Below are 21,674 nucleotides of genomic sequence, written 5' to 3' on the forward strand. Positions count from 1 at the left end.
GCAAGGGCATCGGTTCATCGTTACACTGGAACGACCGGGTCATGAACATCGACGAGGAGTTGCGAGCCGTCGGGCTTGATCCGGTCGCCTTGAGCGAGGGCGACTTGCCGGTGCACACGCCCATCGACGGCTCCGAGATCGCCCGCGTCATCCACACCGGCCAAGACGCGGCGCGGGCCGCCATCGACGACGCCGAGGCGGCGTTTCTGGCGTGGCGCTCGGTCCCCGCCCCCCGTCGCGGAGAGTTGGTCCGTTCGTTCGCAGATGAACTCCGCGCCCACAAGTCGGCGCTCGGCCGCCTCGTCACCATCGAAACCGGCAAGATCCTCGCCGAGGGAGAGGGCGAGGTGCAGGAGATGATCGACATCTGCGATTTCGGCGTCGGCCTGTCGCGCCAGCTCTACGGACTCACCATCGCCTCGGAGCGGCCCGGTCATCGCATGATGGAGCAGTGGCATCCGCTGGGGCCAATCGGCGTCATCACCGCCTTCAATTTCCCGGTCGCGGTATGGTCCTGGAATTTCGCCCTGGCCACGGTCTGCGGCGACCCCGTGGTCTGGAAGCCGTCGGAGAAGACGCCATTGACGGCGCTGGCCTGCCAGGCGCTGTTCGAACGAGTGCGCCGCCGCTTCGGTGCGGACGCGCCGGGTGGCTTGTTGCGCATTCTGATTGGCGGCCGCGAGACGGGAGAGCGGCTGGCGCGGGCGCAGCGCCTCCGGCTGATCAGCGCCACTGGCAGCACCCGCATGGGCCAAGAGCTGGCGCCGGTGGTGGCGGCACGCTTCGGCCGCACCTTGCTGGAACTTGGCGGCAACAACGGGATGATCGTCACGCCTTCGGCCGATCTGGACTTGGCCGAACGCGCCATCGTGTTCTCCGCCGTCGGCACCGCCGGCCAACGCTGCACCAGCCTGCGCCGCCTCATCGTCCACGACGACATCCACGACACGCTGGTGGCGAGGTTACGGGCCGCGTACGCGTCGCTCCCCATCGGAAACCCGCTCGACGCCGAAACGCTCGTCGGCCCAATGATCGACGGCGCGGCCCACGAGCACATGCAGGCGGCGATGGTCGAGGCGACGGCGGACGGCGGCTCGGTATTCGGCGGCGAAGGCGTCCTAGAGCAGCGGTTCCCCGATGCGCACTATGTCCGCCCGGCAATCATCACCATGCCGGCACAGACGGACGTGGTGCGGCGGGAGACGTTCGCGCCGATCCTCTACGTGTTGCGCTACCGCGAGTTGGACCAAGCGATCGCCCTGCACAACGGCGTATCGCAAGGCCTCGCCTCCAGCATCTTTACCAACGACATGCGCGAGGCCGAACGGTTCCTCTCCGTCGAGGGCAGCGACTGCGGCATCGTCAACGTCAACATCGGCCCCTCCGGCGCCGAGATCGGCGGCGCCTTCGGCGGCGAAAAAGACACCGGCGGCGGCCGTGAATCCGGTTCGGACGCGTGGAAGGCCTACATGCGTCGCGCCACCAACACCATCAACTACTCCACCGACCTCCCCCTCGCCCAGGGCCTCCGCTTCGGCGGATCCGCATAGGGTGGGGGCAGGTCAGGGGAAACTGCTTGAGACCTGGATACTGCGCAAGCGACAGAGCGGCATCCCCCGTCTGTCGCTCCCGTACGACGGCGGATGACGCGATAGTGCGTCATCCGCTCAGGCAGATATTCTTAGCTATTGGCCCTGCTTCGGGCCAGCGCCCTGGCCGCCCATCCCGGGACCCTGTCCTCCCATCGCGGGGCCCTGGCCGCCGCCGGGCCCCATGCCGCCGCCGGGACCCATCTTCCCCCGGCCCATCTCGTCGGCGGTGATGACGCCGTCGCCGTTGGCGTCCATCTGCTCAAAGCGCTGCGCGTGGCGGGCGTCCGCTTCTTCGGTGGTCACCACCCCGTCCCCGTCGGCGTCGAGCGATTTGTACATTTGCTGCATCCGCTGGGCGCGCCGAGCCGCAGCGGCGGTCTCGAACTCCTCGAAGGTGATCTTGCCGTCGCCGTTGGCATCGGCGCCTGCGAAACGCTCGTTGTGCATGGCGTCGAATTCCTCGCGGCTGATCGCGCCGTCGCCATTCTCGTCGAACTGCTGCATCATGTAACCCATGCCCTTCTGCCCGCCCGGGCCGCGCGCGGCGGCGTCGGAGACGCTGAAGGCGCCGGCTGCCAGGGCCGCGGCGGCGGCGATGGCGGTGGCTGTCAGGAACGATGTGCGCGTCATGTGTCTCTCCTTCGTTCAGGACACCGAACCGGTGTCCGTTCATCTGCAATGCTTCCTATATGGACCCGGCGTGTTGCAGGTCGATGTCCGGGCACCCGCCTTTTTGTAACCGTTTGTTGCAGTGCCCGTGGGCGTTACGAAGCGTTACCGAATTCCGGGACCGGCCGACATCAGGCGCAGGTATACTCGCACGCCATGGACGCGAGCCCGCACATCCTTGTGGTCGACGACGACCGGGAGATCCGCACGCTCCTGGCGCGCTACCTGGTGAAGGAGGGATACCGTGTCAGCGCCGCCGCCGACGGCCGCGAGATGCGGCAGGCGATCGAGGACGGCGCTATCGATCTGGTGGTGCTCGATGTCATGCTGCCGGGGGAAGACGGCCTCAGCCTGTGCCGGTCGTTGCGAGCCCGATCCGATCTTCCGGTGATCATGCTCACCGCGCGCGGCGACGAGATCGACCGCATCGTCGGTTTGGAAATGGGCGCCGACGACTATCTGGCCAAGCCGTTCAACCCGCGGGAACTGCACGCCCGCATCCGGGCGGTGCTGCGCCGGGTGCCGCCGTCCGACCGGCGCGGACGCGGTTACGGCGCTGAAGATCCCGAGGCTGTGGCGTTTGCGGGTTGGCGCCTGGACGTTGGGGCGCGTGAGCTGACGGCGCCGGATGGCCTCATCGTTCCGCTCAGCGGCGGCGAATATGATCTCCTGGCGGCATTCGTCCGGCATCCGGGGCGGGTGCTGAGCCGCGAACAACTCCTGGACCTGGCGCGCGGCCGCGACGCCCAGCCGTTCGATCGCAGCATCGACGTCCAGGTCAGTCGGCTCCGCCGCAAGATCGAAAGCGATCCACGCGACCCCCGCCTCATCAAGACGGTGCGCGGCGGCGGCTACATGTTCACCCCCGTGGTCGCGCCCGGCTGATGCGGGGATCGGCCCGGTGGTGGGAGCGGATGTGGCCCGACACCCTGGTCGGGCGCACGATCGTCGTGGTGGCGATCGCGGTCGTCGCCTCCAACCTGGCGGCGCTGGTCCTGTTTTCCAGCGAACGGCTGGGGCTGGTCACCGGCGATCGCATCCGGCTTGTCGCCGAGAGGGTGTCGACGGCGTTGGAGATTGTCGAGGAGGCGGCGCCCGACGACCGTCGCGCCCTCGTCCGCACGCTGCGCAGCCCCGGCCTTCGCATGTCGTGGGCGCCGCAGCCGTGGGTCGACACCGGAGCGACGGACGTGACAGCCCGCGGCCTCCGCCGCACGCTGATGAGCCAGTTCACTGCGGATGGCGAGCGTGCGGTTAAGCTTCGGGTCCTCCAGTTCGGAGAGGCCCGACGCTGGCTGCAGGAACGCCGCAGCGACGCGGCGCCGTGGCGCGGACCGCACGCCAGAGGGGACGGGTTGCCGCCGCCGGACCTGGCGATCGAGGTTCTGGCCGGCTCCGTCGCTTTGACCGACGGCTCGTGGCTCAACTTCGCTGCGGTGCTGCCGCGTCTCGAACCGCTGTGGACGAGCACGTTCGCCCTGATCGCGCTGCTGACGACGGCGGCGGCGGTGGCGGCTTCGGTGTGGGCGGTGCGACGCGCCAGCGAGCCGCTGTCGACGTTCGCCGCAGCCGCGGAGCGCCTGGGCGTCGATGTGGATGCACCGCCGATGATCGTCGCAACTGGCCCGCGGGAGGTGCGGACGGCGGCGCTGGCGTTCAACGAGATGCAGGCGCGATTGCAGCGCTTCGTGCGCGACCGCACCCACATGCTGGCGGCCATCTCCCACGATCTGCGCACCCCCCTCACCCGCATGCGGCTCCGCGCCGAACTCATCGACGCACCCGAGGATCGCGACAAGATGATCGCCGACATCGGAGAGATGGAGGCGATGATCACCGCCGCCTTGTCGTTCATTCGCGACGAGGTCACGCAGGAGCCGCAAAAGCCCTTCGACCTTGCAGCCTTGCTGGAGAGCGTGTGCACCGATGCGCGGGACGGAGGCGCCGATGTGCAGTATGACGGTCCGCAGCGTATGCCTTTTGTCGGGCGGGTCCTGGCGCTGAAGCGCGCCATCACCAACCTGGTTGAAAATGCCGTAAACTACGGCCGGTCGGCGCGGGTGACGGCGTCAGAGCGCGGCGGGATGATCATCATCACGGTCGACGACGAAGGGCCGGGGGTGCCCGAGGCGGAACTGGGACGGATTTTCGAGCCGTTCATCCGCCTGGAGGGGTCGCGGAGCCGGGAAACCGGCGGCGTCGGGCTCGGGCTGACGGTGGTGCGCTCGGTGATCGGCGCCCACGGCGGCGACGTGACGCTCGTCAACCGCCCGGCGGACAACTGCGGCCCGGGCGGTCTGCGAGCGATCGTGTCGCTGCCGCACCCGCGCCCGCACACGGCGGTCGCCAGTGCAGGTTGATAGCTGACGGAGAAACACGTGTGGCCCGGAAGGACACGGAACCCATGAATTTGCGATTTTTCATGCTTGCCGCGGCGGCTCTGGCCCTGCTCGGCGGGTGCGCCGGCGGCCCAGGCAGCGCCGAGCCGAACCTTGGCGCCGCCTGTCAATTGAAGCCTTGCGCCTGCGAAAAGATCGACACGCCCTTCTGGAAAAGGGCGGAGACGGTTCCCCTGGAGTGGCAGGCGGACGGTTCCGCAACCTGCCCCGCCGGCTACGTGCTGCGGCGCACTGACGCCGAGAAGTAGCCGCCAGCGTTCAGCCCTGGTCTTGTTTCTCTCCGGTTGCGTGCTGGGGCCACTCGCGGGCGACGATGGGGCCGTCGCTCGCGAAGGCGTGGCAGCTATCGATGAGGGCGGGCCTGCGGTTCTGGGCGCTGGACTGGCTCCGGGCGGCGCGGGCAGCGGCGATGGTTTGCATGGCGGTGGCGGTCATGGGGCCGATGAGCAGGTCAGTGAGGTGGGTGCAGCCGTTCACGCCGCCCATCACGTCGAGAACGGCGCGGCGCCAGCCGGGGCCGATGCGCAGCCCCGCGAGCTTCGCGAACTTGGGAGTGATGTCGCCGCAGATGTGGAACGGGCCGGCGGCCGTCTCCGCTTCGGCCGCCCGCACCGTCAGCGCGTCATCGACCGTGAGGCGGATACGCATTCCGTGGATCGGCTCGCCGCTGGCGATGCCGCCGCGGTCGTGGTTGTCGAACGAGTAGGTCTTCGTGTCCTCCAGGCTGCCCTCGATATCCCACAGGCCGTCACGGCGGCGAAAGCCACGGCAACGGATCTCGCGCGTGTGGATGTGATCGCGGGGCTCGGGCTTACTGAGAGGCATGGCAGCGAGTGTAGTGCCGATTTGCTGGCAGCGATAGGAGCAGCGCGGGCGGCTTACGCGGCGGGCGGGTCTTCCGCACTGGCGTCGGCCGGCGGGATGATGCGGATGGAGGTGATCTGGTGGCGATGGCGCCGCAGGATGACGAACCGCATGCCATGGAACATGAACGCCTGACCCACGTCCGGGATGCGCCGCGCCTCGTGCAGAATGAGGCCGGCGATGGTGGACGCGTCCTCGTCCGGAAGCCCCCATTCGAAGCTGCGGTTGAGGTCGCGGATGGTGACGCTGCCCTGCACGATGTAGCTGCCGTCGGACTGGCGCAACACCCCGGCGGCGGGAATGTCGTGTTCGTCGACGATGTCGCCGACGATCTCCTCGAGGATGTCTTCGAGCGTGACGATCCCCATGAACGAGCCGTATTCGTCGACCACCAGCGCGAAATGCTCCCTCCGGCGCCGGAACGCCTGCAACTGATCGAGGAGCGACGTGGAGTTGGGCACGAACCACGGCGGCGCCGCCAGAGAGGCGACATCCACGCCGGTGATATGGCCGCCGGCCGACTGAACGGCGCGCAACAGTGCCTTGGCGTGAATGATGCCGACGATGTTCTCGGGCTCGTCCTTCCACAGGGGAATGCGGGTGAACGGGCTCGCCAGCACCTGGCTGACGATGGTCTCAGGAGGTTCGCCGGCATCGATCATAACCACGTTCTTGCGGTGGATCATGATTTCCGCAACCTCGACCTCCGCAAGGTCGAGGATGCTGCGCAACATGGCGCGCTCGTCACGCACGCCGCCGTGGCCTTCGCCGGTGTGCAGTTCGATGGCGCCGCGCAGCTCTTCGGCGCTGGGGCCGATCGGCTCCTGCATGCGGGCCTCCGCGCCGAACAGGCGGAGAATGCCGCTGACCAGGAGCTGGATGGTGCGGGTCACCGGCGACAACACGATGACCAGGCCGTTGACGCCGGGCGCGATCAGCGGCGCCACCCGGTTGGCGTTGCGAAACGCGTAGGTCTTCGGGAGGATTTCCGCGAACACCAGCACCAGCAAGGTCATGCCAATGGTCGCGTAGAAGACGCCGGCGTCGCCGAACACGGTGATCAAGAGGCTGGTCGCAAGTGCAGAGGCCAGGATGTTGACCAGATTGTTGCCGAGCAGAACGGTGCCGATCAGCCGATCCGACTCGTCCCGCAAGCGGTTGACGATGCCGGCTTTGCGGTCCCCGTTCTGCTCCATCTGATGCATCAGCGGGCGGGATGCGGCCGTCAGCGCCGTCTCCGACCCGGAGAAGAACGCGGACAGCACCAGGAGCACGAATATGGCGGCTAGCGTGGCAATCATTGTCTCGGTCCAGGAATCACGTGGGGCGCAGGGGAGGCGTCGGGGCGTCGCACCGTGCTTTCTTCGATCACGGCGCGCAGATGATCCGCGTCAACCCCATCGGCGACGAAGGCATCGCCGATGTCGCGGGCCAGCACGAACCTGATGCGTCCGTCGGTGACCTTCTTGTCGTGCGCCATGTGGCCGAGCAGCGCCTCCATCGGCCAGCTTTGCCCGGCCACGTCAGTCGGCCGGGTCGGCAATCCGATGCCGGCCAGGTGGCGGCGCACCCTTTCCGCGGCTTGCGGCGAACAGAGCCCGAGCCGCGCCGACAACGCGAAAGCCATGACCACGCCGATGGCGACGGCTTCGCCATGGAGCAGCGCGTCTCCGAAGCCGGTCTCCGCTTCCAGGGCATGGCCGAAGGTGTGCCCCAGGTTGAGAAGGGCGCGGCGTCCGGCTTCGCGTTCGTCCGCGGCGACGATGGCGGCTTTGGCGGCGCAACTGGTGAGGATCGCTCGGGCGCGGGCGGCGCGGTTGCCGGCGACGACGCTGGCGCCGTCGGCCTCCAGCCACGCGAAAAAGTCCCGGTCGCTGATCAGTCCGTACTTCACCACTTCGGCGTAGCCGGCCCGGAGTTGGCGCGCATCGAGGGTGTCGAGCGTCGCGATATCGGCCACCACTAGTCGCGGCTGGTGGAACAGGCCGACGAGGTTCTTGCCGAACGGGGAGTTGATCCCGGTCTTGCCGCCGACGGCGCTGTCGACCTGGGCGAGCAGGGTTGTTGGAACCTGAACGTAGCTCAGGCCGCGCAGCAGGATGCCGGCTGCGAACCCGGCGATGTCGCCGATCACCCCGCCGCCGAGCGCCACAATCGATGTGGCGCGGTCGATGCCGCACGCCAGGACCTTCTCGGTCAGGTGCTCCAGGTGGCGGAAATCCTTGGTTGCTTCGCCCGCCGGCAAAACGACGGCTGACGTTGCGAGACCTGCCCTGCGCAGCGAACGGTCGACGATGTCCAGGTAGTGCGGGGCGACGTTGGCATCGGTGATGGTCACCGCCTTGGCGCCGGCCGCCACGGCGGCCACCCGTTCACCGATCCCATGCAGCAGCCCGTCGCCGACGACGATGTCGTAGGAGCGCTCTTTGAGCGCAACGCGAAGTGTCGCGGGCGCCGCGTCGCGATCCGTACAGGCGACATTCATAATGCGCTGTCCTCCGGCCCGGCGCGTGCATCGAGAAACGACGTGAGAGCGGACAGGACGTGTTGCACGGTCCTTTCCGGCGGATCGCTGCTGGTGTCGACGACGACGTCAGCCTCGCCGTAGATCGGATACCGGGCGGCCATCAGGTCGGCGAGTGTGGCGCGGATGTCCCTTCCTTTCAACAGCGGACGGCCGCCCCGTCGGCTGGTCCGCTCCACCAGGATGTCGAGGTCGGCACGCAGCCAGACGGACAGAGCCTGGCTCTGGAGACGCTCCCGCGTCGCCGGGTTCATGACGGCTCCGCCTCCGGTGGCTATGACCCGGCGGCCCGCACCGAGCAGGCGCGCGATGACCTTTTGCTCGCACTCGCGAAATGCCGTTTCGCCGTAGGTGGTGAAGATGTCCTCCACTGACATGCCGGCAGCCTTGGCAATCTCTTCATCCGCATCGCTGAATGGCAAGGCCAAGTGCCCGGCCAGCAGCCGGCCGATGCGCGTCTTGCCTGCGCCCATCAGCCCGATCAGGACGATCGGCTTCGAAGAGGACGCCAGCAGTTGATTTTTCATCCTGGACAGGCTCGAGAACGCCGGAGCCGGGGAGGCGACGTTGCATGCCGTTTTTCGCCCCGGTACACTGTTCGATACTTGCCATAGCCTGGGCCGAACGTAAACCCGCGTGTTCAGCCTCTTGTTGGCGTGCTTGCGAGACAGAGCTTCGCCCCTGACCGAAGCTTTCGTGGTTCCGTTGTCGAAGCGGACATCAAACTCCCGAGGATGTCTATGAAAACACTGTTGTGGCTTCTCGTCATCATCATCGTCGTAGCCGTGGTTGGAGGTGTCGTCTACCTGGAGGTGTGGAGCGATCCGCCGCAGCGGACGCCGGTCGAGCAGGTCATCCCCAATGAGCGATTCGCCCGCTAGCGCTTCAGAGGCGCAGGTGCGGGCGGGCGCGGCGCCCTGTCGCCATCTCGAAGTTTTCCTGGAAATGCTGACAGCGGAGCGCGGCGCCGCATGGAACACCGTTGAGTCATACCGGCGCGACCTGGTTGATTTCGCCGCTCACTGCCGTGAGCAGGGCCGCACACCCGAGGACGCCGATGCGGAAGCGCTGCGCTCCTACCTGGCGGCCCTGACTGCGGTCGGCATGTCGACGCGAACGCTGGCGCGGCGTCTATCGGCGCTCCGCCAGTTCTTTCATTTCCTCGCCGACGAGGGCATCAGAGGCGATGATCCATCGGCGCTGATCGACAGCCCCCGGCAAGGCTCGTCCCTGCCCAAGTACCTGAGCGAAGAGGAGGTGACGCGGCTCTTGGCGACGGCAGCGATGGCGACGGAACCGGAGGCACTCCGTCTCTCCGCGCTAATGGAGGTTCTGTATGCGACCGGCCTTCGGGTCTCCGAGCTGGTGGGCCTGCCGGTCGCCGCCGTCGCCCGCGACGGTTCCGCGGTGATCGTCCGTGGCAAGGGCGGCAAGGAGCGCATGGTTCCGCTCACCGACCCCGCGGTGCGCGCCCTCGCCGCCTACCATACGGTCCGCCACGTGTTCCTGGCCCGGAGCCGGACCGGCGCCGATCGGTGGCTGTTCCCGTCCCGCGCCCGCCAGGGGCACATCACCCGCGCCCGCTTCGCCCAGTTGCTGAAAGAGCTGGCGGCGGCGGCCGGCATCGCGCCGGAGCGGGTGTCGCCCCATGTTCTCCGCCACTCTTTCGCCAGTCACCTGCTCGCCCACGGCGCCGACCTCCGCAGTCTGCAACAGATGCTGGGCCATGCCGATATCGGCACCACGCAGATCTACACTCACGTGCTTGACGAGAACCTCCGAACCCTGGTCAACCACGCACACCCGCTCAGCCGAACGCGGGCGGTAGACCGGCAATAGCCAGTCTGGTACGTGGCGCGATGGAACCCGAGCCCGGCGGGCCGGCTTGCACGGCGAGACACTGGAAAGGCAGAACACCATGTGGAAAGTGATGAGAGCGGGGCTCAGCGGCATCGCGCCGATCCTGGCCGCGCTCGCGCTATCAATGTCGCCTTCACCTGCAGCCGCAGCGGACCCGGCGTCGGGCGCCTTGACTGCGGAACAGAAGGCGGCGGTCGAGGAAACGATCCGCGCGTACATCCTGAGCCACCCCGAAGTCGTGATCGACTCCCTGACTGCTTACCAAGCCAAGCAGAACCAGGCGCAGCGCGAGGCAGCGGAAGCCGCCGTGGCGACGGCCGGGGAGGAGCTGGAGCGCGATCCGAACTCGCCGGTTGTGGGCAATCTGGACGGCGACGTTACGGTGGTGGAGTTCTTTGACTACCGCTGCGGCTACTGTAAGCGGGTGTTGCCGTCGGTTCAGAAGCTGATCAAAAGCGACGGCAACATCCGCCTGGTTCTGAAGGAGTACCCGATCCTCGGTCCGGACTCCCTCACCGCGGCGAAAGCATCGCTGGCGGTGTGGCAAACGGATCCGGACAGATACATGGATGTGCACGCAGCGCTGCTGAACGCGAAAGGCACACTCGACGAGCAGCGTGTCCTCGACCTGATCGCAGCAGAGGGGGTCGATCGCGAAACCATCCGAAAGGCAATGACCGACCCCGGCATCGAGGATGTGCTGCGCGCCAATTTCGAGCTGGGGCAACGCCTCGGGGTCAACGGCACGCCGGCCTTTATCATCGGCGACCAGCTTGTTCCCGGCGCCATCGACTTCGAGCAGATGGAGAAACTCGTTGCCGACGCCCGCGACGGCTGAATGTGCGCTTGTTGCTTCCAACTCGCGAAGAACTGCGGCGGCGCTTTGAGAGCGCCGCCGCAGCCGGATGCGAATCCAGGAGGCGTACCTTGCCAGGGACGGAGGGAGCCGTCGTGGCCGAGGCCATCGGAGACGGCAGAGCACGAAGTGAGCCCGCCGAACTCCCACGTACTTTCGCACATGTCGTGCGGTTAGAAGTGTGGCAGTGATCACAGTGGGAGTCCAGCGCAATCAGTTACCGCCCATGGCCGCAAGATCTACGTCTTTAGGTATGTATGGGGGACCAGCACCATGAACGTCGCCAACTTGCTGGCCCGTGCGGGGCGGTCGTCAGCGGATCGTTCGGCGTTGGCGGTCGGATCGCAACATTACGCGACCTACGGCGAACTGGCAGGGCGGGTCGCCGCCCTGGCAGGTGCGTTCGGCCGGCGTTTCGGGCTGTCGCCTGGCGACCGGGTGGCGCTGTTGATGAGAAACTGCCCGGCGTACGTCGAGGTGCTGTTCGCGTGCTGGCACGGCGGCTTCGTGGCGGTGCCGATCAACGCCAAGCTGGCGCCGCCGGAGATCGCCTACATCCTGGCCCATTCCGGCGCCCGCCTCTGTTTCGCGACGCCGGAGCTGGCGCAAACGGCGGCGTCGCTGCAGGCCGAACTGGACGACTTGGCGGCGGTGTTCTCGGTAGACGACGCCGACTATTTCAGCCTCGCGGCCGGCGACACCATCGCTGTGGTTCCGCGGATGCCGGACGACACGGCCTGGCTGTTCTACACCAGCGGCACCACCGGCCGGCCCAAGGGCGTGATGCTCAGCCACCGCAGTCTGCTTGCCATGACGCTAAGCTACTTCGCTGATGTGGACTCCATTGCCGCCGACGACTGCATCCTCCATCCGGCCCCGATGTCCCACGGCTCCGGCCTCTACATCCTGCCACACGTGGCGGCGGCTGCTCTACAGGTGATCCCGCCGAGCGGCGGCTTCGAGCCGGGGGAGATCTTCGATCTCATCGCCGCGCATCGTGGCGTCAGCATGTTCGCGGCCCCGACCATGGTGCACCGGCTGGTGTCGTTCGCCGAAGCTCGTCACGTCTCTCGCCGCGGCGCAACCGACAACCTCAAGACCATCGTCTATGGCGGCGGCCCGATGTATGTGGAGGACTGCAAGCAGGCTTTGGCGGTGTTCGGCAACAGGCTGGTGCAAATCTACGGCCAGGGTGAGAGCCCGATGACCATCACCGCGCTGTCAAAGGCGCGGCATGCAGAAACCGATCATCCGCGCTACGACGCCCGGCTGGCGTCGGTGGGCGTCGCCCATTCGGTTGTCGAGGTGGCGGTCGCCGATGCCGACGACAGGATGCTTCCGCCGGGAGAAACAGGAGAGGTCCTGGTGCGAGGCGACCCCGTGATGACCGGCTACTGGCGCGATCCGGAGGCAAGCGCCGAGACGCTGCGCGGTGGCTGGCTGCACACCGGGGACGTGGGCGTGTTCGACGAAGACGGGTTTCTCACCCTCAAGGACCGTTCCAAGGATCTGATCATCTCCGGCGGCGCCAACATCTATCCGCGCGAGGTGGAGGAGGTGCTGCTGCGCCATCCTGCCGTCGCCGAAGTGTCCGTGGTCGGACAGCCGGACCGGGAGTGGGGCGAGAGCATCGTCGCTTTCATCGTGACCAAGTCCGGCGCGGCCATTGAAAGCGCGGCGCTCGACGCCGTGTGCAATCGCGATCTGGCGCGCTTCAAGCGGCCTCGGCGCTACGTGTTCACCGACGCCTTGCCCAAGAACAACTACGGCAAGATCCTGAAGACCGAACTGCGTCGGCGCCTCGTTGAGCAACAGCAGCGGGCCACGGAGGACACCTCATCATGACTGGCCGGTTGCAGGACAAGGTGGCTATCGTCACCGGCTGTGGCTCGGTGGGTCCGGGCTGGGGCAACGGCAAGGCGATCTCCGGGTTGTTCGCCCGGAAGGGCGCCGCCGTGTTCGGCGTCGATATCAACGGCGATGCGGCGGCGGAGATGAGAGGAATCGTCGCAGGGGAGGGGGGCCGCTGCGAGATCGCCGTCGCCGACGTGTCGCGGGCGGGCGACGTCGAAGCCATGGTCGGCGCCTGCCTGTCCGCATTTGGGCGCATCGACGTGCTGGTCAACAACGTCGGCATCGCGGTCGTCGGCGGTCCTGCCGAACTGGATGAGGCGACGTGGGACCGGGTGATGGCGATCAACCTCAAGAGCGTCTACCTGACCTGCCGTCACGTCATCCCGGTGATGGATCGCCAGGGCAAGGGCGCCATCGTCAACAACGCCTCGATCGCCGCCCTCGGCTGGGCGGGCGTGCACTACGGCTTCTACGGCGCCTCCAAAGGCGCCATCGTGTCGATGACCCGGGCGATGGCGATCGCTCACGCGAAAAGCGGCATCCGCGCCAACACTATCCTGCCGGGGCTGATGAACACGCCGCTGGTGCATGCGGCGCTGACCCGGGTCTATGGCGATGAGGGAGATATCGCCAACCTGATCCGCACCCGCGACGCCCAGTGCCCGATGGGGCACATGGGAGATGCCTGGGACACGGCCTACGCAGCCCTGTACCTGGCTTCCGATGAGGCCAAGTATGTGACCGGAACGGAGTTGGTCGTGGACGGCGGGCTATCTGTGCGGTTCGCATGATACGAAACCCCGTGGTACAAGGCGGCGCAACGAAGCGTGGAGCAAACAGGATGGAGCAGCGCGGCGGCCGGCTGTCGTGGCGCAACGCAGGCGCTGGAGCCGCGGGCATGGCAGTGGCCGCGCTGCTGACGACCGCCGCGGCGTCCGCCGCCGATACGGCGGTGCGTTTGTTCAATCCGTCGAACGAGGACGCGCTCGTGCGGCTGGTAGGCCGCACCAACAAGACGGTGTGGGTGCGCGGCGGCGAGGCGCGGGAGGTCCCGGCGGAGGCCGGCAGCTACTCTCTGCTGGTCCGTTACGGGATTGACCCCCAGCGGTTCTCCTATTCCCGCAGCGAGCCGTTCGAGATCGGGTTCAACGCACCGGCGCCGCAGGCGACGGTCGCCCTGCCGCCGGTGCGCCCTCTCTATCAGACCGCTGCCCGGGATGCGGTTGCGCCTGCACCGCCCCCGTCCGCCGCGGAGCCTCCATCCGAGGATCGAGAAGCGTCCGTTGCCCCGCCGCCCGATGCGCCGCTGCGCCAGCCGCCTCCTCCCGACGATCCGCCGCTCGCCGCCGGCGCCCTCAGCGGTCGCATCGCCAATCTGCAGGCGGCGGCTCCGTTTCTCGACGCAAATTCACATCTGCAACTGGTGAAGTTGCCGGAAAACAACCAACTTACCTACTTCTTCGACGCCAATGGTCGCATCAAGTATGCCTCGGATCTGCCGGCCATCGACGTTCCGGCTGATGGCGCGTTTCGGATGACGTTGCCGCCGTTGTTGCCGGGGCGCTACGTCGTCGTCGGCCAGTCCATGGATCCGGCCAGTGCCGATGGCGGCAACGTGCCGGTGCTGGCCGACGTCCGCACCGGCCGCGCCCGCATCGTCGAAGTGGCGCCAGGTGCTTCGGCGCCCGCGGTTCAGGATCTGGGCGAGGTCGTCCTCGTCCTGCCTGCGGAGTAACGTCAGTTGGGACCGAACGACATGGCGGGAGTGGCGGATTTCAGGATGCAGAAGGGGGAGGAGGCCGCGTCCGGTGGCGAAGCGGAGGGCGGTGTCCCGTGGTCGGTGCTGTCGCCTTCGACGCAGACGGTGCCGCTGGTGTTCGCATCGCCCCATTCCGGGCGAACCTATCCGCCGGCGTTCATTGCGCAGTCGCGGTTGGATCCGCTGGCGTTGCGGCGATCGGAAGACGCGTTCATCGACGAGATCTTCGCGGCTGCCGTCGCCTGCGGAGCGCCCCTGCTGCGCGCCCACTTCCCGAGAGTGTATGTCGACCCGAACCGCGAAGCGTTCGAGCTCGACGCGACCATGTTCGATGGGCCGCTGCCGGACTACGTGAACACGGCGTCGCCGCGGGTTGCCGCCGGTCTCGGCACCGTCGCCCGGGTGGTGACCAACGGCGAGGAGGTTTATCGCGAGCGGCTGGCGTTCCACCATGTGCGTCAGCGCATCCAGGACCTGTACTTCCCTTACCACGCGGCGCTGCGATCGTTGCTGACCGAGACGCAAGCCAAGTTCGGCGTCTGCCTCCTGATCGATTGCCATTCGATGCCGTCGGTGGGCGGCCCCATGGACAGCGACCGGGGGCGGCGGCGGGTCGATTTCGTGCTCGGGGACCGCTTCGGGACTTCGTGCGCGCCCGAAATCATCGTTGCCGCGGAGGCGGAAGTGAAGCGGCTGGGCTACTCCGTGCAGCGCAACCTCCCCTACGCCGGCGGTTACACGACAGCGCACTACGGTGAGCCGCGACAGGGCGTGCATGCGCTGCAAATCGAGGTCAATCGGGCTTTGTACATGGATGAGGACACGGTGACCCGGACGCCGGGATTCGAGCGTACGGGAAGGGACGTGGGGCGTTTGATCGGCCGCCTGGCCCGTCTTGATTTCGATGCGTTGAGGGCGGCATGAGCGCCCTTGCGGGAGCGACGACCGTCCGGGGTCAGGCTTCGGCAGTCGTCCGTCCGGCCGACGCCGCGGACCTCGCGGCAATTCAGGCCATCTACGCCCATCACGTCGGCACCGGCACCGGCACCTTCGAGGAAGCGGCGCCGGACGAAGTGGACATGGCAGCGCGGCGCGACGCCATCCTAGCCCGGGGCCTGCCATACCTGGTCGCGGACAGCGGCGGCGCCATCGCCGGATTCGCCTACGCTGCGCAGTTTCGACCCCGGTCTGCGTACCGGTTCACGGTGGAGGATTCCATCTACGTGCACCCGGACGCGGTCGGCAGCGGCGTCGGGCGGGCGCTTCTCGGCCAACTCATCGCGCGCTGCGAAGCGATGGGCTATCGGCAGATGGTTGCGGTGATCGGCGATTCTGCGAACCATCGCTCGATCCGTCTGCACAAGCGCCTGGGATTTGTCGAGGCCGGCCGCTTGCTGGCGGCGGGCTTCAAATTCGGCCGCTGGCTGGACGTCGTGTTCATGCAACGCGCCCTCGATGGCGGCAATCCCGAGCATCGCCGCTGAGTTGGCAAAAAAAAGGGCCGCGCAGTGCACGGCCCGAGTTTTGGGAGGAAACGTCCAAGAAGTGCAGACAGCGGTGGTCGGCGAAGCCGGCCGGTGCTGCACTGCACACAAGGAAAATAAGATCCCGCCGCTGAGAACGCAAATCAAATAATCAAAAAATGTGCGCTCAGGGCCCGCAGCGGTCCAGAAAAGCCAGTTTCGGCGATAAAGTGCTAAAAAATCGAGCACATTTTTGCAACGCTTCCGGGCTGAAAATTTCTGCGGGCCGCGGCCGCGGGACGATCAGCCGCTGGCGCCGCGCGATTATGCTGCATTGCAACATAATCGCCACAATCCCTCTTGCCTGCGACGGTGCATGATCCGGCGCCGGTGCTGCCCAGCGCCGGCGGTTCAGATTACCCCCGCGCTGCGCAACGTGGTCATCTCGTCGCCCGAGAGTCCGAGGCGGCGGCCATAGATCTCGTCGTTGGCGCTGCCGAGCCGCGGGCCGAGGGAGCGGATCTGGCCGGGCGTCTCCGACAGCTTGGGAAGCACCGCCGGCACCACCACCGGGCCAAGCTCAGGATCGACCAGCGTTTCGAGATCGTTACGCGCCTGAAAATGCGGATCTGCGAAGATGTCGGCGATGGTGTTGAGCGGACCGGCCGGAACCTCCTCCGCAAGGCAGCGCTCCATCACTACCTGCCGGTCGAGCCCGCCGGTCCACGCGCTGACCAGGCGAATGACGTCGTCCCGCGCCGCCAGCCGCTTTTCCTGCAGGCCGTAGATCTTTTCAGACGCCAAGTCTTCCTGCCCCATGGCGCGAGCGAGGCGCTGAAACATCTTGTCGGTGGTGCAGGCGATGGCCACCCACTTGCCGTCGCGGGTCGGAAAATGCCCGTGCGGGCAAGCATTGACGGTCCCCGATCCCTCCCGTTCCCGCACCTTCCCGGTTCGGGCGTAAGCGGGAGCAATTTCGTCCAGCACCCTGAACACCGCTTCGTAGAGGCCGATATCGATGACTTGACCGCGTCCGGACTCCTTCCGGTGCAGCAGCGCCACCAGTGCTCCGACCCCGGCGTAGAGCCCGGCGAGATAGTCGCCGAGGGAAGTGGAGCCGGGCGTGACCGGCACCTCCCCCGGCATCCCGGCGAGGTGAGCGAGACCGCCGACCGCATGGGCGATGCGTGCAAATCCCGGACGGTCCTTGTAGGGACCGGTCTGTCCATAGCCGGTGACGCGCACCAGGATCAAGCCGGGGTTGACCGCCCGCAGATCGTCCCAGCCGAGCCCCCACGACTCCAGCGTTCCGGGGCGAAAATTCTCGCAGACCACGTCCGATTGAGCAACCAGGCGCTTGAACAGCGCCGCTCCCTCCGGGACGCGCAGATTGAGGGTGATGGACTTGCGGTTGCGCCCTTCGCTGAGCCACGCCAGCGACGAGTCGTCGCGTTCGGTCGATGTCCCGAAGCGGCGGAACGGATCGCCGACCCCCGGCTGCTCGACCTTGATGACCTCCGCCCCGAATTCGCCGAGAATGCTGGCGCAGAACGGCGCTGCGATGAACGAGGCGGCATCGAGCACGCGGAGTCCGGCGAGGGGCAACGCGTGCGCCGCGGCAATCGGCTCAGGCATCCGGCGCCCTCGTGTTCCACACCGCAGCAACTATCGGCCGATGGCGGTTGAGGCGGAACAGCCACGCGCTGTACAGCCACTGCGCCAGTTCGCGCCCATGCGCACCGTACCACGCGCGGGCCGACATGCCCGGCGGCCGCGGCACCGGCGCGCCCTCGACCGCCAAGCCGAGGCGGCGGAACACATAGAGCGCCCGGCGCATGTGAAAGGCGTCGGTGACGATCATCAACCGCCGCCAGCCCCGATCCCTCATGATGCGCCCCGTGTAGACAGCGTTCTCGAACGTGTTGCGCGACCGATCCTCTATGACGATGGCCGTGGCCGCGACGCCCCGGCCGAGCGCCAGATCGCGCATCAGGTGCGCCTCCGCCGGCGGCGCCGCAACAATGCCGCCGGAAACGACCAAGTGCGCCGCGCCGCACTCTCGCATGACCCCGACGGCGTGCGCAACCCGGCGCCGCATCGCCGAACCCGGCTCCCCCGGCGCCACCACCGCGGCGCCGAGCACGACGACGGCGTCGGGCCGCTGGTGCTGCACAGTTCACTCCACGCCTGTTGCGGCCGTTTCGCCGGCCGAGCGAGACATGGCACACTAGCGCCGCGATGATCATCTCGGCCAGCTACAAAACCGACATTCCGGCGTTCTACGCCGACTGGTTCCTGGAGCGCCTTCGCGCCGGATGCGTGCGCGTCGTCAACCCTTATGGAGGCCCGGTGCAGACGGTGTCGCTGGCACGGGATGCTGTGTCCGGCTTCGTGTTCTGGACCCGCAATGCGCGCCCGTTCCGAACCGCCCTGGCCGCCGTCGCGGGACGCGGCGATGCGTTCGTGGTGCAGTACACGATCACCGGCTATCCCCGGACGCTGGACGCCGGCACCATTGCCACCGGGCGCGCCATCGACGACCTCCGCCATCTGGCCGCGACGTACGGATCGAAAACGGTCGTCTGGCGCTATGATCCGATCGTCGCCACCTCCCTCACCCCGTTTCCCTGGCACGAGGCCACCTTCGACGGTCTCTGCCGGGAACTGGAAGGCGCGGTGGACGAAGTCGTCGTATCGTTCGCCCACATCTACCGCAAGACCGCCCGCAACATGGCCGCTGCCGCCCGCGTGCACGGCTTCGATTGGTGGGACCCGCCTGTCGAAGAGAAACAGGACCTGCTCGTGCGCCTGAAGAGCATCGCGCACCGCCACGGCATCGCCCTCACCCTCTGCGGCCAGCCGGAATGCGCCGTTGCCGGCGTCGCCGAGGCGCGATGCATCGATGCGGAGCGCCTCGCCGCGGTCGCCGGCCATCCACTTGAAGCCGTGCGCAAACCCCACCGCCCCCGCTGCGGCTGCTGGGCGTCCAAAGACATCGGAGCCTACGACACCTGTCCCCACGGCTGCGTCTACTGTTACGCCGTCAGCAACCGCACCCGCGCCAAGGAGCGCCACCGGCGGCACGACCCGACGGCGCCCGGTTGTGGATCGCCCCGTCGCTGATGCTCCTCGGGCGTCCTCCGTGCGATGCCTATGGGACGTTCGGGTCGCAGCCGGTGCCGGGGGATAGCAGAGCCGCCTCATGGGCCTCCGCAGAGGCGGCGCTGAAGCAACAGAAGGTGACGGTCGCGGGCAGGGCGTTGTTCGCGAGGAAGTCCCGGACCGTCTGGACGGCGATGCGGGCGGCGCGGTCCGCAGGGAAGCGGTAGACGCCGGTGGAGATGGCCGGGAACGCGACTGACGCTACGTCATGGTCGCGGGCGATCTCCAGGGAGCGGCGGTAGCAGGAGGCGAGCAGCGCGTCCTCGCCGCGTCCGCCGCCGTGCCAGATCGGCCCCACGGTGTGGATCACGTGCCTGGCGGGCAGCCGGTAACCCTTGGTGATCTTGGCGTCGCCGGTTCGGCAGCCGCCGAGGCTGCGGCATTCGGCGAGCAATTGCGGTCCGGCGGCGCGGTGGATCGCGCCGTCGACGCCACCGCCGCCGAGCAGCGACTCGTTGGCGGCGTTGACGACGGCGTCAACTTCTAGTCCGGTGATGTCTCCTTCGATGATGCGGATGCGGTCGTCGGTCATTACCGTCCTACTGGGCCGCCCACGCGTTGAAGCGCTTGTTGAGTTCGTCGATGTTGTCGGTCCAGAACCCAGTGTCGATGGCAATGGCGTTCTGCAGGTTGTTGGGGTCGCTGGGCAGATTGGCGAGCACGTCCGGCGCGATCCCCTTCACCGCGTCCTTGTGGCTGACGCCGTAGGAAATGTACTTCGGCAGTTCCTTCTGGTTCTCAGGCTGGCTCATGAAGGCGATGAGCTGCGTCGCCTGCTCCTGCTTCGGGCTGCCCTTGAGGATCACCCACGAGTCGATGGCATAGATGCTGCCCGGCCACACAATGCGGAAGTCCTTGCCTTCCTTGCGGGGGGTGTCGAGGCGGCCGTTGTAGACCGAGGTCATCGCCACTTCGCCGGAAGCGAGAAGCTGCGGCGGCTGGGCGCCCGCCTCCCACCAGATGAGGTGTGGCTTGATCTCGTCCAGCTTGGCAAAGGCGCGATCGACGCCGTCCTCGGTCGCCAGGGTGTCGTAAACGTCCTCCGGCGCCACACTGTCGGCCATCAGCGCGAATTCGAGGTTGTACTTGGGGCCCTTGCGCAAGGCGCGCTTGCCGGGGAACTGCGTCACATTCCAGAAGTCCGCCCACGACGCCGGTCCGTTGTCGGGGAACTTGTCGCCGTCGTATGCCAGCACCGTCGACCACAGGATGGCGCCGACGCCGCAATCGTGGACGGCCGCCGGCAGGAACGCATCCTTGCCGCCGAGTTCATCCCAGTCCAGCTGGACGAGCAGGCCCTCGTCGCAGCCGAGTTGCAGTTCCTCCGCCTCGACCTGGACCACGTCCCAGACCACGTCGCCGCCCTGCACCTTGGCGCGCAAGGTGCCGATGCCGCCGTCCCATGAATCCTCGATCAGCGGAATCCCGGTCTGCTTGGTGAACGGCTCGAAGTAGGCCTTGCGCTGCGCGTCCTGATAGGCCCCGCCCCAGGAGACCACCGTCAGGTCTCGGGCAACGCTCTCCGATGCCGCGCCCAGAAAAACGCTCGCGGCGACTGCGGCACAAGCAGTGGCTCTGGAATACATGACGACCTCCCCGAAGTTCGTTTGTTGTGTCCGACGATTATAGAAGTGCTGCCGCCGTGAACAAGGTCGGATCCCCGATCGCCGGTGCGCTGGCAGCCGTTGATTGAGGATCGGCGCATTACGGGATATACCTCGACGGGCGGGTATTCGCCGGTGCTCCGCCGGCTCGCCGGACGAAGGAACCATGGCCATGGCTCTCAAGGATTTGCTGGTTCAGGTGGACAGCAGCCGCCGCGCGGCGGCTCGGCTCGAAGCGGCCATTGGTTTGGCGGTGCGACACAACGCTAACCTTGTCGGCGTCTACGTATTGACCTATCCGAGCATCCCCGGCTTCATCCAGGCGGAGTTCGGAGAGGACGTGCTGCGCCGTCTGGCCGAAGACGCCCGTTCGGCGGCGGCGGCGGCCGAGGCCGATTTCAACGATCGCGTGGCGCGCGCCGGCGTCAGCGGCGAATGGCGTCTGGTGGAAGGCCCGGTTCCCGAAACGCTGGCGCTGCACGCCCGGTACTGCGACCTTGCCGTGGTCGGGCAACGGGATCCGGAAGGGGACGAAACGGCCGCTGCGTCGCAAATGCCGGACCGCGTGATCCTCTCCCTCGGGCGGCCGGTTCTGGTCATTCCCAACGTCGGCGACTATCCGGTTGTCGGCGAACGGGTGATGGTAGCCTGGGACGCCTCGCGGCTGGCGACGCGCGCGGTGCACGATGCACTGCCGCTACTGGAACTCTCCAGGCATGTCAGCGTCATCGCCATCAATCCGCACGGCGGCACGGAGGGCCACGGCATGATCCCGAGTGCCGACATCTGCCTGCATTTGGCGCGCCACGGCATCAACGTCGAAGCCCAGCACCTCTATGCCGACGATGTGGATGTGGGCGACATGCTGCTGTCGCGCGCCGCCGATCAGGCCATCGACCTGCTCGTCATGGGCGCCTATGGGCACGCCCGCTGGCGGGAACTGGTGCTCGGCGGCGCCACCCGCCACATCCTGAACCACATGACCATGCCGGTGCTGATGAGCCACTGACGCGGAGCGGTCGGGCAGGGCGGCAGCGCAAGCCCGGCACCCGGTCCTGCGTCATCGTC

General features: G+C 67.3%; 23 protein-coding genes. 14 read left to right on the top strand and 9 right to left on the bottom strand.

Annotated elements, in window-relative coordinates; translation table 11 throughout:
- The first annotated feature begins 41 nt into the window (after positions 1-41).
- Positions 42-1,550: an aldehyde dehydrogenase family protein gene (locus tag IPM60_08460; GenBank protein ID MBK8907924.1), complete on the top strand. Its 1,509-nt coding sequence runs from the start codon at positions 42-44 to the stop codon at positions 1,548-1,550.
- A 135-nt stretch (positions 1,551-1,685) separates the two neighbouring features.
- On the opposite strand, the gene IPM60_08465 is transcribed toward IPM60_08460, so the two are convergent.
- Complete coding sequence (locus IPM60_08465) at positions 1,686-2,222, bottom strand: EF-hand domain-containing protein (protein MBK8907925.1); 537 nt, start codon at positions 2,220-2,222, stop codon at positions 1,686-1,688.
- A gap of 195 nt (positions 2,223-2,417) precedes the next feature.
- On the opposite strand from IPM60_08465, the gene IPM60_08470 reads away from it, so the two are divergent.
- From IPM60_08470 to IPM60_08480, 3 genes are read left to right on the top strand one after another with little or no spacing between them, the layout of a single operon-like run.
- Complete coding sequence (locus tag IPM60_08470) at positions 2,418-3,146, top strand: response regulator (protein ID MBK8907926.1); 729 nt, start codon at positions 2,418-2,420, stop codon at positions 3,144-3,146.
- Between the two features lie 29 nt (positions 3,147-3,175).
- Positions 3,176-4,621 carry a two-component sensor histidine kinase gene (locus IPM60_08475; protein MBK8907927.1) on the top strand — a complete coding sequence of 482 codons (1,446 nt, stop codon included), beginning with the start codon at positions 3,176-3,178 and terminating at the stop codon, positions 4,619-4,621.
- Between the two features lie 44 nt (positions 4,622-4,665).
- Positions 4,666-4,908 (top strand): hypothetical protein, encoded by a 243-nt coding sequence (locus IPM60_08480; protein MBK8907928.1) that lies wholly within the window; start codon positions 4,666-4,668, stop codon positions 4,906-4,908.
- Positions 4,909-4,918: 10 nt separating this feature from the next.
- Here the strand turns inward: IPM60_08480 and IPM60_08485 are convergent, their stop codons facing one another.
- The 4 genes from IPM60_08485 to IPM60_08500 are packed head-to-tail and all read right to left on the bottom strand — an operon-like array spanning position 4,919 to position 8,575.
- Positions 4,919-5,485, bottom strand: coding sequence for a DUF2889 domain-containing protein (locus tag IPM60_08485; protein ID MBK8907929.1), 567 nt, complete (start codon positions 5,483-5,485; stop codon positions 4,919-4,921).
- Between the two features lie 53 nt (positions 5,486-5,538).
- A complete protein-coding gene (locus tag IPM60_08490; GenBank protein MBK8907930.1) occupies positions 5,539-6,825 on the bottom strand; it encodes an HlyC/CorC family transporter in 1,287 nt (428 codons plus the stop codon).
- Positions 6,822-8,009, bottom strand: a complete 1,188-nt coding sequence (locus IPM60_08495) for a 3-dehydroquinate synthase (protein MBK8907931.1) — start codon at positions 8,007-8,009, stop codon at positions 6,822-6,824. Before IPM60_08495 ends, IPM60_08490 begins: the two co-directional genes overlap by 4 nt.
- Positions 8,006-8,575 (bottom strand): shikimate kinase, encoded by a 570-nt coding sequence (locus IPM60_08500; GenBank protein ID MBK8907932.1) that lies wholly within the window; start codon positions 8,573-8,575, stop codon positions 8,006-8,008. Before IPM60_08500 ends, IPM60_08495 begins: the two co-directional genes overlap by 4 nt.
- 213 nt (positions 8,576-8,788) lie before the next feature.
- Here IPM60_08500 and IPM60_08505 point away from each other — a divergent pair, with 213 nt between their 5' ends.
- From IPM60_08505 to IPM60_08540, 8 genes are all read left to right on the top strand, one after another.
- Complete coding sequence (locus tag IPM60_08505; GenBank protein ID MBK8907933.1) at positions 8,789-8,929, top strand: hypothetical protein; 141 nt, start codon at positions 8,789-8,791, stop codon at positions 8,927-8,929.
- Complete coding sequence (gene xerD, locus IPM60_08510) at positions 8,910-9,887, top strand: site-specific tyrosine recombinase XerD (protein ID MBK8907934.1); 978 nt, start codon at positions 8,910-8,912, stop codon at positions 9,885-9,887. The genes IPM60_08505 and xerD overlap by 20 nt, the downstream gene beginning before the upstream one ends.
- A 79-nt stretch (positions 9,888-9,966) precedes the next feature.
- Positions 9,967-10,746 carry a thioredoxin domain-containing protein gene (locus IPM60_08515; protein MBK8907935.1) on the top strand — a complete coding sequence of 260 codons (780 nt, stop codon included), beginning with the start codon at positions 9,967-9,969 and terminating at the stop codon, positions 10,744-10,746.
- 291 nt (positions 10,747-11,037) lie between these two features.
- Positions 11,038-12,609 (top strand): AMP-binding protein, encoded by a 1,572-nt coding sequence (locus IPM60_08520; GenBank protein ID MBK8907936.1) that lies wholly within the window; start codon positions 11,038-11,040, stop codon positions 12,607-12,609.
- Positions 12,606-13,409, top strand: coding sequence for an SDR family oxidoreductase (locus IPM60_08525; GenBank protein ID MBK8907937.1), 804 nt, complete (start codon positions 12,606-12,608; stop codon positions 13,407-13,409). The genes IPM60_08520 and IPM60_08525 overlap by 4 nt, the downstream gene beginning before the upstream one ends.
- 107 nt (positions 13,410-13,516) lie before the next feature.
- Positions 13,517-14,353 (top strand): hypothetical protein, encoded by an 837-nt coding sequence (locus IPM60_08530; GenBank protein MBK8907938.1) that lies wholly within the window; start codon positions 13,517-13,519, stop codon positions 14,351-14,353.
- Between the two features lie 45 nt (positions 14,354-14,398).
- The gene (locus tag IPM60_08535) at positions 14,399-15,301 is read left to right on the top strand and encodes an N-formylglutamate amidohydrolase (GenBank protein MBK8907939.1); all 903 of its coding nucleotides are present in this window, start codon (positions 14,399-14,401) and stop codon (positions 15,299-15,301) included.
- Positions 15,298-15,861, top strand: coding sequence for an N-acetyltransferase (locus IPM60_08540; protein ID MBK8907940.1), 564 nt, complete (start codon positions 15,298-15,300; stop codon positions 15,859-15,861). The genes IPM60_08535 and IPM60_08540 overlap by 4 nt, the downstream gene beginning before the upstream one ends.
- 390 nt (positions 15,862-16,251) lie before the next feature.
- Here the strand turns inward: IPM60_08540 and IPM60_08545 are convergent, their stop codons facing one another.
- Together IPM60_08545 and IPM60_08550 are read right to left on the bottom strand one after the other, a co-directional pair.
- Positions 16,252-17,475, bottom strand: a complete 1,224-nt coding sequence (locus tag IPM60_08545) for a CoA transferase (protein ID MBK8907941.1) — start codon at positions 17,473-17,475, stop codon at positions 16,252-16,254.
- A complete protein-coding gene (locus tag IPM60_08550; protein MBK8907942.1) occupies positions 17,468-18,013 on the bottom strand; it encodes a YdcF family protein in 546 nt (181 codons plus the stop codon). The genes IPM60_08545 and IPM60_08550 overlap by 8 nt, the downstream gene beginning before the upstream one ends.
- A 65-nt stretch (positions 18,014-18,078) precedes the next feature.
- Here IPM60_08550 and IPM60_08555 point away from each other — a divergent pair, with 65 nt between their 5' ends.
- Positions 18,079-18,963: a DUF1848 domain-containing protein gene (locus tag IPM60_08555; protein ID MBK8907943.1), complete on the top strand. Its 885-nt coding sequence runs from the start codon at positions 18,079-18,081 to the stop codon at positions 18,961-18,963.
- Positions 18,964-18,991: 28 nt separating this feature from the next.
- On the opposite strand, the gene IPM60_08560 is transcribed toward IPM60_08555, so the two are convergent.
- Together IPM60_08560 and IPM60_08565 are read right to left on the bottom strand one after the other, a co-directional pair.
- A complete protein-coding gene (locus IPM60_08560; protein ID MBK8907944.1) occupies positions 18,992-19,534 on the bottom strand; it encodes an O-acetyl-ADP-ribose deacetylase in 543 nt (180 codons plus the stop codon).
- Positions 19,535-19,541: 7 nt separating this feature from the next.
- Entirely contained in the window at positions 19,542-20,588 is a 1,047-nt protein-coding gene (locus tag IPM60_08565; protein ID MBK8907945.1) for an ABC transporter substrate-binding protein, read from the bottom strand.
- A gap of 190 nt (positions 20,589-20,778) precedes the next feature.
- On the opposite strand from IPM60_08565, the gene IPM60_08570 reads away from it, so the two are divergent.
- Positions 20,779-21,615, top strand: a complete 837-nt coding sequence (locus IPM60_08570; GenBank protein ID MBK8907946.1) for a universal stress protein — start codon at positions 20,779-20,781, stop codon at positions 21,613-21,615.
- The last annotated feature ends 59 nt before the right edge of the window (positions 21,616-21,674 follow it).

This window comes from Rhodospirillales bacterium (assembly GCA_016710335.1).
Taxonomy (GTDB): Bacteria; Pseudomonadota; Alphaproteobacteria; order Rhodospirillales; family Defluviicoccaceae; genus JADJXQ01.